This window comes from Spartinivicinus poritis, from assembly GCF_028858535.1.
In the GTDB taxonomy this organism is placed as follows: Bacteria; Pseudomonadota; Gammaproteobacteria; order Pseudomonadales; family Zooshikellaceae; genus Spartinivicinus; species Spartinivicinus poritis.
The window spans coordinates 1-13110 of record NZ_JAPMOU010000062.1; the positions used below are offsets into that span (position 1 = coordinate 1).

Consider the following 13110-nt stretch of genomic DNA (forward strand, 5'->3'; position numbering starts at 1 on the left):
GGGCAGGTTATAGTGATAAATATGTATTAGAAATTATAGATAAACCCGATGAAATAGCTGCTGAACTTGTTATGCAGTTGGAGTATGAAGGTCCAGAACAACAAGAGACTATTGCTAATAAAATTAATGATCAGCTTGCGTCGCTGTCAATGGAATATAAGACAATAGTCCGACTAGCAAAATTCCGTCCTCCCATTCAAGTGAAGTGTGTTAAGCCTGGTGCCTTGTTTTCTCAAGGGATGACTAAGCTCAAACGGATTAAACGAGTTAGTGTTTCCAGTGAATATAAATCCAGTTAACATACTACTCAGTATTACATTTAATAAAAGATTTAACTAATGCGAATATTAGCAGTAGAAAGTGACCCTTTTCATCAGATGATGTATCGATCATCAGGAAGAAGGGGAGTAGTAAGAAGCATTATTTTGCCGTTCTATAAAGTAAAAGTGGATTCTTTGCCAGATGGCATTACTGCATTTGTTGCCACATCTGACTTACAAGGTCGAGAAAGGGATAAGCGATCAAACCGGTTAGTAGGAGAGGCAGTTGCTGAAGAGCTATTATTGCTGCAGCAGCTAGAAGAGATTCCAACAGTTAACTTTGTAGTGCTAGCGGGCGACTTATATGACTATCCTGAGTGCCATAAGTTAGGTGGAACGGGGGATGTAACATCAGTATGGAATGCTTTTGCCCAGTCATTTGATTCGGTGGTTGGTGTTCATGGCAATCATGATGCGATAACTGAAGTGGATATGGCTGCTAATACTATTGTATTAGATGGAAATACAACAAATCTTAACAGTCTCACTATTGGCGGTGTGTGTGGCATAATCGGTCGAGTTGAGCGCAACCAGCGTAAAACTGAAGAGCAATTTAAGAAGTCACTTGAAAATATCACTTCAAGTAAAACTGACTTAGTTGTTTTACATCAGGGACCTGATGATCCTATTAATAATCAAAAAGGAGAACCTTTTATAAGAGAGCATCTAGAAAACAATGGTTCAAGTATTGTTATTTTTGGCCACTGTCATTGGGATAAACCTTTGATAGAAATAGGTGATAATCAGGTACTTAATGTTGATAATCGCGTTTATATATTTACAGAGTGAATTTGAAATTAAACTAAAATAATTATGTTGCAATTAAAGTTGACGCAGAAAGTTCAAAAAGAACTTGGTTTAAAGCCAAAAGACTTGAATGATATAGAAGATACAAATACAAAGTTAGGTGACTGGTTTGTAAATATATTTTATATTGATAGAAGAAAATCATTGATTTTTATGAATGAAAAAACACTGTTTTCATTCATGCTTTATGGTGTTAAAAAAGATAATATAAAGAAAATAGAATTGATCTTTAGAAATGGACTTGAGCAAGCATTAGCCTATGAAAGTATAGAAAAGGATAAGATCAACAAGATATTGAGTGATTATTCTCAGACTAAGCTTACAAAAACAGACAGCAAAAAAATGCTAGGGAATATGAATGATATCACTAGTCTTTATAAACACATAATTTATTCAGATGGTGGGCTAGAGAACTGTAATCTGACAGAAATAATGATGCAAATCAATAGAACGCCACAAAGGAATATAGATTGGTCTTACTCTATAGATAGAGTTAAAGAGCTAGTTGATCAACTAAGTTAATTATTTTAATAATGCTTACTAAATGAGAGCTTTGAATAGCTTTTAAAGGCTAAAAAGTGAATGAAAATTGAGCATGAGCTAACTAGGTGGGATGGCAAATCAAAAGATGGCATCACAAAAGTTTATGAAACCTACCACATCAAAGCAGAGTTTGCAGCAACGATTATTAAACTAATGAATAATCCAGGCTGCCAAAAAGGAGCAACCTGGTTACTGAAAGCTTTTTTGGAATCAAATAATAAGATAGATAAAAAACAAATTAAATCTGTTTATGACTCACTACATCAGCTTGATGATTGGGAGTCTAAGCTACACATTCTTCAATCAATTCCCTATATGCCTATTGCGAAAACTGAGTGTAAAAAGTTAGAGCGATTTCTAAGAGAGACATTGACTGATAAAAATAAGTTTGTAAGAGCCTGGTCGTATAATGGGTTCTATGTACTAGCCAAACAGTATCCGGCTTATATAGAGGAGGTAAAGCAGTTTTTTGAAATGGCCATGAAGGATGAGGCTGCATCAATTAAGGCTAGAATTAGGAATATTATGAAAAAAGGATTTTAATTTAGGAAATAAAATCAACGGTATAGATTGTGATGTTAGAGCTTAGACCAAACTGTGAGTGCTGTGATAAAGACCTATCAGCTGATTCTGTAGAAGCAATGATATGTACATATGAATGCACATTTTGTAGACGTTGTGTAGAAGATATTTTGAATAATGTTTGCCCTAATTGTGGTGGAGGTTTTGTTAACAGGCTAATACGGCCTAAAACAGCAAGACGACCTGGTGTGAGTTTGGAATACCAACCGGCTTCTACGCAAAGAGTGCATACTAAGTATAGCATTGAAGAGCTTAAAGCATTTGCTGATTCTGTTAAAGTAATTCAACCTGAGGATCGTTAATATACCTATTCTGTTTATCAAATTTCTGAATTTTCTGGTATTACATTTTGCTCTATTTTCTTCTAGCCTTGGAATCACCAAGGCTTGTCAAAAGTTGAAGCAAACTAGTTTAGCCAGAATGCCCAGAATCTTTGATATTTGATGAAATATACGGACTAGACTGTGCAAAATAGTGTGAATAAATTTAGCGCATACATTGCAAAAAAATGAATAAACTATGTAGCTTACAATACATTTACTATTGGTTAGTCACTGTTATTATTACGATATTACTGGTTGGCTGTAGTTTTCAGTCCTTGATTATTCGTAATATACCTTCACTGGTTGCTGATCGTATAGCTGATACTTTAGCCCTTAGTTCCTTACAAGAAAAATCGTTAGAGAAAGAGCTTAAAGTACTGTTGACTAATGAAAAGCCCCGGATTGTTAAGATAAAAGCATTTTTAAAGAATATATCCGTAAGCCACTTTGATGCAAATCAAGTGCATCAGTATATCGCTGAAAACTATTTTGAGGTGGCTAAACAGGTAAATATATTGTTAGCTAAGTATATGCTGTTGCTTAATACTAAACAGAAATTAGCTATGTATGCTAATTTTTCTGAAGAAAATGAAGCATTTAGTGAGAAAATTGAAGATTATGATGTTGATGGGGTTTTTGATAGGTTTCAATTTTTTACTGGCTCACTCACTGATAAGCAAAAAGCCATGATTACTAATAAAATGGCTGTATTTAAAAGCCTCTTAGAAGAGCGTCTTGCCAGGCGATTAGATACTCAAAGCCAAATTGCAAAGATACTCGATACTGATGTGCCAGACAAACAAGCAAAATTGATCAGCCTTCTAAATCAGAAGGCTATTTTTTACCCAGCTAATAAAAATAGAAAACAAATTATTTTGCTGATTAATCAAATTGTAAGCAGTACCAATAAGGAACAGATAGAAGCGATAGAAAAGAGCAGAGAGAAATTAATTGGTTGGCTAGATGATTACTTAATTTACTACTAAAGTATAAAGCTTTCGTATACTTTTTAAATTTTCAGCTGATATAGTTATTAGTTTTTTAGAGTAATTAGATGTATGGTTATTAAAATTGATGATTTAAGTGGAACAGCAGTTCAAACATTATTAAATGAACATTTACAGCATATGTTTGAAAACTCACCACCTGAAAGTATCCATGCATTGAATCTAGATGGTTTGCTTCAGCCAGATGTAACATTTTGGAGCATTTGGGAGGGTAATGAGTTAGCTGGCTGTGGTGCACTAAAAGAGCTGGATAGTCGGCATGGTGAGATTAAATCCATGCGAACAGCTTCATCACATTTACGTAAAGGCGTTGCAACTACATTACTGGATTATATTATTGGTGAAGCCAAGCGAAGAAATTATCAACGGTTGAGTCTAGAAACCGGTTCAATGGACTATTTCAAGCCTGCGCATCAACTTTACTATAAATTTGGTTTTACGCTTTGTGAGCCTTTTGCAAATTATACTGATGATCCAAATAGCTTGTTTATGACGATGAAATTATAAGCATTTAAATAAAAAATACTACCTCGAACATCGTATTTAGCAAGAATCGATAAATGAATGTTGATGTAAATTATTGCCCCAGTGGAAGTAATCTATCGAAGGTTTTGGATGGACTATGTCAGTTTAATGCAGGTAAGAATTTTTTATGCAAAGGGTATTGATTGTTGCAGGAGACTATGGGCACCTCTAATAATTGTTTATGGTCTCTGCGCACGCTGACGGGCTCTTGAACAAGGCGGCTTGTGGTGTAAGGCTGGTTGCCTTTCCAAGAAAGCCAACACAGTGCAAGAGCCCGTCAGGCAGCGCCTTTCAGGGCCTTCTGGTAAATCCGCACTCGGTGTTGTTACTTTTCAACAGGCCACCAGCATGCTATCAAAGCAACGCCTTGACTGCGAATTTACCAGAAGGCCAGAGACAGAAAACAATTATTAGAGGTGCCCATAAGACAAGCTCCTGCAGATTCTGTAATACCTGAATTAAATAATTGAAGGGGTAAGTTAATTGTTTATGTATTTCTCAAATATTTCACCGAAATCTTTTCTGCAGTAAGCATCACGGGCTAGGTGTAGCCAGTCGAAGGCATGTTGATTGATTTCTTTAAACTGAGTTTCAAGTGTAGTGGAGCTGGTGGAACGGTGAACAGTGCTAGAAGCAATTTCTACACTGCGTTCAGCAAATCGGTAATAATGGCTATTGTCTCTTTGTAGTGAGCCAATGGCATAGAGCGTTTTATATAAATCTTTCAAGTGTTCAATTTGGTCTTTTTTGACATCAATCGAAAAAGTATGTTTGCCTAGCTGAAATTTTATTTCTGCATCTAAATCAATAGTGCCTGCTGTTTCTAGCATAACATCACTGATGGCGTGGTCGAGATAGCTATAACGCTTAAGCAAACGTTTCTTGCTGATAGCGCTGGTGCCATCTAAGTGAATAAATGCTACGTTTGTAAAGCAGTATTCATCAGACTTTGATTTGATTAGGAAGTAAATTTTTTCGTTGTCTTCGTGCATGATGTAATCATCAGAGTCAACCTTATCATAATCCTTAGGATCAATGATTTCACCAATATCACTAAATCCAAGTGCGTCCGAAGCAATACGTTTAAACATAACCATTACCTTATTAGAAACTTATCAACTGACTTCAATTATACTCTTCGCGAATGATTTTTAGGCTTTGTTACCATCACTCTTCACCCCAGTCATTTAGTTTATCTAAACTCCTGGGGCTTCATCGCTCGGTGGCCTTGCCTAAATAATCCTTCGCTGTGAGTATATACCACTTAATTTTCAAAGCTAAAAATGATTCATGATGGGTATAACTGCCTGTTAAATAATAGACTGAGTAATATAACAATCTCTAAGTAATAAAGCAGTGTTTTAATACAGCGTTCTTTAACAAATCGACCATAGCAGTGTAGTTAATTAAGCATCAATTAGCAGTATTTAATGTAGAGCAGCTACGCTAAAATATGATACGACAAAAGTCTAGTACTGAAGTCACGCTTTGTCTGCACAAGCTGTTATCTCTTCCATATTTATTAATGCTTGAAGGGTTGTCTGGTATACGTAACAATACTTGTTGTGTCGACTTTAAAGGCAGGGGCTTATGTGTTGTATGAAACTGCGTATGTACTGTGTGAAATGGTTAGCTACTCCTTTTGTCCTATCTTGTTTACTGTCACCGTTAGCTAATGCCCAGCTAAATGTCATCTTTGAAAAGCCTGCCAGTCATGTGGAGATAAGTACAAAGCATCAATTGACAAAAACTGACGCTATTGATGTGCTTGTTGAGAGTATCAAAACAAGCTTAGTTATTAAGCCCCCGATCACTCTGGTGTTTGGTGGAGAGGAAGGACCGCTTTATGACTCTGAAGAGAAGCGTATTTATATTCCTTATGCCTTTATTGATGAAGTCAAAGCACGTTTTACCCAGTCAGATTACGCCAAAACGGGAGTTAGTGTTGAAGATGCCATGTTTGATGCGCTGATGCATACAGTCTTTCATGAGCTTGGCCATGCGCTTATTGATATCTACCAATTGCCAGTCGTTGGCCAAGAAGAGGATGCTGTAGATAGTCTGGCTACCATTTTATTAATCGAGCTGTTTGAAGAGGGACAGGAAATAGCCATTAGTGCAGCTGACTTGTTTGATTTAGAAAGCCAGGATATTGATGAATTTGAGGAAGAAGATTTTTGGGATGAGCATAGTTTAGATGTGCAACGATATTACAACACCCTATGTTATGTATATGGTAGTACTCCAAATAAATACAAGTCTCTAGCTCGTGAGGCAGGCTTTTCGAAAGAAAGAATGGAATTGTGTATTGATGACTATGAACGGCAACGTGACAGTTGGTTTAAAATTTTGAAAAACTATTTGAAACACTAAATATGCCCCACTTTTTATAGCCAAAACAAAAAGCATATTTTTAGCAAGTTGGGACACTTTTTATCAGTACAAACTTTTTATACTAGGATATGAACCGACATAACCCTGGTGGATTAAGCTTGTGCTACATAAATATAAATGGTGGGTCAGTGCTGTTACTATCCTTATGTTGACTTTGGTCAGCATTGACCTGCTGGCTCCCGCCAATGAAGTTCTAACAACGAAACAGCCCCCTTTATTGCCAGTGACGATTGTCGAGTTGCACGCTGAGCGTCGTCAAGTCAATGTCCAGTTACCTGCTGTTAGTCAGGCTCGTTGGGCCACTCAAGTGGCTGCTGCTGTAGAAGGACGGGTCATCAAGTTGCCCAAGGCACTAGAGCCTGGCAGTTTAGTTAAGCAAAACCAATTAATGTTGGCGTTGCAAGCGATTGGTTACCAGGCGGAAGCAACTAATGCCGCTAAGCAGCTAGCAGAAGCAAAACTGGCTTTGGTGAAGCTGAAATATGAACAAACTGTCGCCAAAAAAAGCGGTGGGCATTTAGCTAATGCCTATGCCCGCCTTGAACCTCAAATAGCTGTTGCCAAGCAAGCAGTAAAAGCCGCAACTAACGCATTGGCTTATGCCCAACAACGATTGGCTGATACCAAAATACAGGCACCTTTTCCTGCCATTATTTTACAGCGCTATGTTACACCTGGGCAGTGGGTGCAACCAGGTGATCAGCTGTTTTTAATTGCGGCCAGTGACTCGATTGATATTAAAGTGGAAATTCCTGAACATGTTTGGCAACAGTTAGGGGCATTTAAATCTATACAGACGGCAACGGTCGTTAGTAGCAATGATACTACCTGGCCTGCGACGACTCGCTATATAAACCCTATTCGTAATGAGGTGACTCGGCAACGAAGTGTCGTGCTCAAAGTCAATCGCCCCTACAATGGTGAACAAAGGCTACTGCCAGATCAGCAAGTCATGGTGCATTTTCAAGGGCCCAGTCAACCCCAGCTTTTTGATGCACCTGCCTCTGTGCTCACCCAAGATGGTTATGTGTGGACTGTCGATAAACAGCAGTTATTAAGGCGAGAAGCAGTCACATTAATGCATCAGAATATTGAAAGGGTTTGGGTACGTTTTAATAAAGAGCCTGATAAAACACGACAGATAGTGATATATCCATTGGGCACGATGCTAGATGGTCAAAAAATTCAACCAAGAAGTCATCATACAGGCTAGCTTATGAAATGGTTAACTTCCTGGTTTATTGATAATCCTATTGCAGCCAACTTATTAATGGTAATGATTTTAGCGGGGGGTATTTTATCACTGGATACACTGCGCATTGAAAGTTTTCCACAAATACCACCGACTCAACTAGTGATTCGGGTGGACTATCCGGGTGCATCAGCCCGTCAGGTGGATGAAGGAATCACTCAACGTATTGAAAGTGCCATCAGTGGGGTGCCAGGCATTGACCGAATTAATAGTCAGTCTTTTCGTGAGTTGGCTGAAGTACGGGTGCGTAAAACGACGGGAACAGATTTAAAGCAGTTGTTGGATAATATTCGTAATCGCATTGATAGTATTACGGAGCTACCTGCAAAATCGGAGCGACCGCAGATTACCCAAGATGAATTTACCAACTTGGCAACTTATGTAATGGTGTATGGAGAGGTGTCTCCTGATGTGCTTCAGGAAGCCGCCTTAAAGACTGAACAGGCATTAAAACGACATAGCGATATTTCACAAGTCAGTAATTTAGGTAAACGACAGCCGCAACTTATTATTGAGCCAAAGCCAGTACAGTTAAGGCGTTATGGAGTCAGCATAGAAGCATTATCTGCAGCAGTTCAGCAATGGTCGCTGGACTTTCCAGGAGGGGAATTAAAAACTGCACGTGGTAATCTGGTGCTACGAGGTGATCATACAGCGGATAATTTACCAGCATTAAAGTCACTGCCTATTCTCAATACTGCGCAAGGGAGTGTTTTACTGGGGCAAATAGCTGACGTGCGTCGAGGGTTTGAACAAGACGATTCATTAGTGCGTTTTCAAGGACAACCTGCTGTTGCCTTATTGATTTCTACTAGCCAAAAAGATCATTTATTTCGTGTCAGTGAAGCCGTTAAGCAAGTTATCCATTCGCTTAAACCCGTACTCCCGACAGCGGTTAAAGTGGATACTTTGGCTGATATGACCCCCTATATTCAGGAGCAATTAGATTTATTAGGAACAAATGCCTGGCAGGGCTTATTAATTGTGTTGGTATTACTGGGACTATTTTTAAATATTAAATTGGCATTTTGGGTTGCATTGGGTATTCCGGTTTCTATAACAGGGGCTCTCTGGTTAATGGGCCCATTTAATTACAGCATTAATGATATTACCCTGTTTGGCATGATTTTAGTGTTGGGTATTTTGGTGGACGATGCAGTTGTCGTAGGTGAAAGCGTTCACGAAGCCAGGCAGCGTTATCCAAACGACCTTAAAAAAGCAGCTGAAACAGGCACTAATGCTGTTTCAGTAGCGACAGTGTTTGGTGTGTTCACAACCATTGCAGCCTTTTCACCCATGTTGTGGATTGAAAATGAATTAGCACGAGTATTAGCCGGTTTTTCAGCAGTCGTGATTTTGGCTCTGTTATTTTCGATGATTGAGAGCAAGTTAATTTTACCTGCCCACTTAGCTTATGAAAGTAGAAAAAAAGCTATTTTATTACCACGAACTTTATTTATATTTCAGCAATGGTTAATGGCAATAGGGATAAAATTGCGTCATTATTGTTTGAGTGGACTAGACTGGTTTTCTGCAACAATCTATCAACCCATATTGCATTTTACGTTACATAACCGAATCCCTGTATTGCTATTATTTACTAGTTTTATGATCTTCGCTTATGGTTTATGGGACAATGGCGCGATTCGAAGTGTATTTTTTCCTGAAATACCAGGTCGATTTGTTACTGCTAACGTTTCAATGAACCTAGATGCACCATTGCCACTGACAGCCCGTAATGCAGCGCAGCTGGAAACAGCTTTGAACCAAGTAAATAGGGCATTTAAAACTCAATATGAATTACAGAGACCACCGGTTAAGCGGCAATTGGTGGCACTGGAAAGTGCGTTGAAAGTAGAGTTAGTGGCTGAGTTGAGCACGGAAGCTTTGCGTAAGATACCTGCAACCGATTTTATTCAAGCCTGGAAAAAAGCGACTGGGCAATTAGAAGGCATTTATTCAATACAATTTAGTGCTTCAGATGAGTTGGCTGGCGGCACAGCAATTACCGTTTCTGCTGCTGATCGTCAATTTGCTCGACAAGTGGCGCAGCAAGTAAAACAAGCGCTGAATACTTATCCTGGTGTAAATGATGTATTTGATGACAGCCAGGGAGGGCAACGACAATTGCATGTGCGGGTAAATGATTATGGTCGTCAGCTGGGTGTGACTCAAAGCCAGTTAGCAATATTAATTGGCGGCAGTTATGGCGGCTTAGAAGTACAACGCTTATTGCATAATGGTGAGGAAAGCCGGCTATTAATTCGCCTCCCCCAGGCATTGCGTAAAACACAGCAACAATTATTAATGACTCCTGTGCATTTAACAAAACATCACTTTGTTGTGTTGGGTGAAGTGGCTGACCTGGAATTTAAGCGGGAGCCAGCGGTTATTTATCGGCGTAATCGTGATGAAGTAGTTACCATTTATTGGCGGCAAGATCGTAGGATAATGGCACCCGAAGCGGTGTGGCAACAGCTAAAAGAAACCACAGTGTCTCAGCTGGTACAACAATTTCCTGGAGTCAACATTCAAGCGACAGGTGAGTTTGATGAAATCAACACTGTACAGCATGGTTTTAAAAAAGCATTGTTGCTCACCTTATTGCTTATTTATGTGCTACTGGCGATACCGCTTAAATCTTACTGGCAGCCATTTGTCATTATGTCAGTCATTCCCTTTGGTTATGCAGGGGCGGTGCTGGGACATGGCATAATGGGATTACCCATTAGCTTGTTATCGGTGTTTGGGATGATGGCAATGACTGGGATAGTGATTAACGATTCACTGGTTTTAATGACTCGCTTTAATGACTTGATACGAGTAGGTATGCCAGTAAAAAGGGCATTAATCGAAGCTGGCAAGAGCCGTATGCGTGCCATATTTTTAACGACAATTACCACAGTTTGTGGCCTATTGCCATTATTATTAGAAACCTCAGAGCAGGCACAATACTTAAAACCAGCTGCGGTATCATTGATATTTGGAGAGCTTTTTGCCACGCCTGTTACGCTGATTTTATTGCCACTATTATTGGCCTTGGGTCAATATAAAAAGGCAGAGGTCGTAGTATCATCTGATCCAATTACGCTGAATAAAGCCTGTACGAATGATAATAAAATCGACGTAATAAGGCAGAGGCCCGCAAATGAAACAGCCTGATTATTCATTTACTAATCTGGAGCCAGAGCAAGAATTATTGAGTGCACTGGCGCCCCAATGGCGCGCACGCTTTAAACAGGCGCTTAAACTCATGGATAAGGGATTGGAGCAAGCTATTGAACATCATACGCCGCTACCTTCATGGGAGGATATTGCTGCACAATGTGCAGTATCACCACACTACTTTCATCGTATGTTTCGTTTAGTCTTTGCTGAGCCACCTGGACAATATATCGCGCGGCAACGTTTGCAGTGGGCAGTATTATTGCTGACTGAAGAACTGGAGCTAAGCATTACGGATGTGGCTCAACTCAGTGGCTTTTCATCATCACAAGCGTTGGCGAAAGCATTACGACGAGCGTTAGGTTATAGCGCTAAACAGATTCGGGCAAACCGTTATGATTATGACAAATTAGAGACATTGACCTATCAACTGGGGCACCCAAAACCCATTGCCCAACGCTGCTTAGAACAGCAAATGGCACAAACCATCGAGTTTGATATTCAGTCACTTCCCGATCAATATTATTTCGTGAAGGCTATGAAGTCACCAGGTTTTCTTAAAACGGCTGATTATTGGCAAACGCTCAAGCGGCAAGGCAAGCAACAAATGGTCAGTATTGTTCAACTGCAAGAATTTGATAAGCCCGATCATGAGCAGATCCATTTGATAGGGTATCCAGTGACATCTTCGCAGCCAGCGAATTTAACTGTAAAAGCAGCAAACTTTTTGTGTTGTCATGTGACTGTAAGCACTGACGCTGGGTATAACGCAGCCTGGGATGCGTTATACGAATATCTATTGCACCATGATATTGAGCCTGATATGAACAGTTATGTGGTCGAATGGATTCATAACCCGGATACTATTTTAGGACGAGGCACCGAAATAACGTTGCAATTGCCGATTAGGAATTCATAGGAATTGGTAGTATTGGGTTAAATCAGCATAAATGAAAAACGATTTTTTTCTTACCTTTCAAATAAATTTAATCACCATTTCTCCATGACGGCCGCTAAATCCTGTTCATAGCATTGTTCAGGTGAGCGGTGGTGCGCGCCTGTTTTGTTTAAAGTTGCTTCTGTTTTATCGATAAGAGCACTGGCATAGGTTTGTAGGTCTTCTAAGATGCTGATGGCTTCTTGGTGATCGGGTGCTTCCAGTAACAGTTGTTCTAGTTGACTGATGAGCTGATTAATTTGACGAGTGGTGGTACTGATTTGATGTTTGATAGAAGTGATAGCCATATCCAAACTCCTTTGGTTAGCCTGAATGCTCAGAGTCTTTGTTATCTGAAAAGGTATACCCTTCGCGAATGATCTTTAGGGTTTGTTGTCGTGGCTCTTCACCCCAATCATTTATAAAAACATAAACTCATGGAGCCTCATCGCTCGACAGCCGCCCCTAAAAACCATTCGCATTGGCTATATTCAGGCCTCTACTTTTATATTTATAAGCATAGTTGTTTATATTAATTGCGGCCATTGAGCTACTAATATAACGTGCTTTTGATAAACAACAGTTGTATTCTTATAACGAAAGTGTTACTTAAGGCGTGATTAAATTCGTTCTTTAAGGGTGTAAGTAGTATGGATACGATACCAACAATTAATATTTCCCGTGGGATAATAACGCTATTAAAACCTGATCAGGCAGATTTGGTTTATCAATATTATCTGTTTAATCAGGAGCATTTAGCTCCGTGGGAACCACAACGGGATGCTGATTTTCATTCTTTGTCAGGGTGGCAGGAAAGGCTGGCTAATTCGTTTGAACTATTTCAACAAGGCATAATGCTCCCTTTAGTTGTATTAAATCAGCAAAAGAATGAAATGATAGCCTGCTGCAATTTCTCAAATATTGTGAGAGGCGTTTTCCAAGCGTGTCATCTTGGGTATTCAATAGATGTTCGCTATCAAGGCACAGGGTTAATGTACGAAGTATTGAGTAATGCAATTAGTCATGTATTTGAGCAGCTGGATTTGCACCGAATTATGGCTAATTACTTACCTCATAACGTACGCAGTGAGGCATTGCTGAAAAGGCTGGGTTTTCAACAAGAAGGCTATGCTAAATCGTATCTGAAAATAAACGGGCAATGGCAGGATCATATTTTAACAGCATTGGTTAACCCTAAGCATTAACGCTATATTGTACTGTTAATTACGCTGCACTCCTTAAGTTGTTTTTAAGG

14 protein-coding genes are annotated in these 13110 nt (G+C 39.3%); 12 read left to right on the plus strand and 2 right to left on the minus strand.

Annotated elements, in window-relative coordinates:
• From ORQ98_RS25770 to ORQ98_RS25800, 7 genes are all read left to right on the plus strand, one after another.
• Window positions 1-299, plus strand: a 299-nt coding sequence (locus ORQ98_RS25770) for a hypothetical protein (RefSeq protein WP_274691704.1), incomplete at its 5' end; no start/stop codon positions are given.
• 39 nt (window positions 300-338) lie between these two features.
• Window positions 339-1109 (plus strand): metallophosphoesterase family protein, encoded by a 771-nt coding sequence (locus ORQ98_RS25775; protein WP_274691705.1) that lies wholly within the window; start codon window positions 339-341, stop codon window positions 1107-1109.
• 24 nt (window positions 1110-1133) lie between these two features.
• On the plus strand, window positions 1134-1649 hold the full coding sequence (locus ORQ98_RS25780; protein WP_274691706.1) for a DUF6933 domain-containing protein: 516 nt from the start codon (window positions 1134-1136) through the stop codon (window positions 1647-1649).
• Between the two features lie 60 nt (window positions 1650-1709).
• Window positions 1710-2213, plus strand: a complete 504-nt coding sequence (locus ORQ98_RS25785) for a hypothetical protein (protein WP_274691707.1) — start codon at window positions 1710-1712, stop codon at window positions 2211-2213.
• A 32-nt stretch (window positions 2214-2245) separates the two neighbouring features.
• On the plus strand, window positions 2246-2554 hold the full coding sequence (locus ORQ98_RS25790; RefSeq protein ID WP_274691708.1) for a DUF1272 domain-containing protein: 309 nt from the start codon (window positions 2246-2248) through the stop codon (window positions 2552-2554).
• A 206-nt stretch (window positions 2555-2760) separates the two neighbouring features.
• A complete protein-coding gene (locus ORQ98_RS25795) occupies window positions 2761-3561 on the plus strand; it encodes a hypothetical protein (protein WP_274691709.1) in 801 nt (266 codons plus the stop codon).
• Window positions 3562-3633: 72 nt separating this feature from the next.
• Window positions 3634-4089 carry a GNAT family N-acetyltransferase gene (locus tag ORQ98_RS25800; protein WP_274691710.1) on the plus strand — a complete coding sequence of 152 codons (456 nt, stop codon included), beginning with the start codon at window positions 3634-3636 and terminating at the stop codon, window positions 4087-4089.
• A 497-nt stretch (window positions 4090-4586) separates the two neighbouring features.
• On the opposite strand, the gene ORQ98_RS25805 is transcribed toward ORQ98_RS25800, so the two are convergent.
• Window positions 4587-5198 (minus strand): PH domain-containing protein, encoded by a 612-nt coding sequence (locus ORQ98_RS25805; protein WP_274691711.1) that lies wholly within the window; start codon window positions 5196-5198, stop codon window positions 4587-4589.
• Between the two features lie 508 nt (window positions 5199-5706).
• Between ORQ98_RS25805 and ORQ98_RS25810 the strand changes: the two genes are divergently transcribed.
• The 4 genes from ORQ98_RS25810 to ORQ98_RS25825 all read left to right on the plus strand — a co-directional run bounded on the left by ORQ98_RS25810 (window position 5707) and on the right by ORQ98_RS25825 (window position 11837).
• Entirely contained in the window at window positions 5707-6480 is a 774-nt protein-coding gene (locus ORQ98_RS25810; protein WP_274691712.1) for a DUF4344 domain-containing metallopeptidase, read from the plus strand.
• Window positions 6481-6601: 121 nt separating this feature from the next.
• On the plus strand, window positions 6602-7714 hold the full coding sequence (locus tag ORQ98_RS25815; RefSeq protein WP_274691713.1) for an efflux RND transporter periplasmic adaptor subunit: 1113 nt from the start codon (window positions 6602-6604) through the stop codon (window positions 7712-7714).
• Between the two features lie 3 nt (window positions 7715-7717).
• Window positions 7718-10915 (plus strand): efflux RND transporter permease subunit, encoded by a 3198-nt coding sequence (locus ORQ98_RS25820; RefSeq protein ID WP_274691714.1) that lies wholly within the window; start codon window positions 7718-7720, stop codon window positions 10913-10915.
• Window positions 10902-11837 (plus strand): helix-turn-helix domain-containing protein, encoded by a 936-nt coding sequence (locus tag ORQ98_RS25825; protein WP_274691715.1) that lies wholly within the window; start codon window positions 10902-10904, stop codon window positions 11835-11837. The genes ORQ98_RS25820 and ORQ98_RS25825 overlap by 14 nt, the downstream gene beginning before the upstream one ends.
• 71 nt (window positions 11838-11908) lie before the next feature.
• Here the strand turns inward: ORQ98_RS25825 and ORQ98_RS25830 are convergent, their stop codons facing one another.
• Entirely contained in the window at window positions 11909-12163 is a 255-nt protein-coding gene (locus tag ORQ98_RS25830) for a hypothetical protein (RefSeq protein WP_274691716.1), read from the minus strand.
• 342 nt (window positions 12164-12505) lie between these two features.
• Here ORQ98_RS25830 and rimJ point away from each other — a divergent pair, with 342 nt between their 5' ends.
• The gene (rimJ, locus tag ORQ98_RS25835) at window positions 12506-13060 is read left to right on the plus strand and encodes a ribosomal protein S5-alanine N-acetyltransferase (protein ID WP_274691717.1); all 555 of its coding nucleotides are present in this window, start codon (window positions 12506-12508) and stop codon (window positions 13058-13060) included.
• Window positions 13061-13110 lie beyond the last annotated feature (50 nt).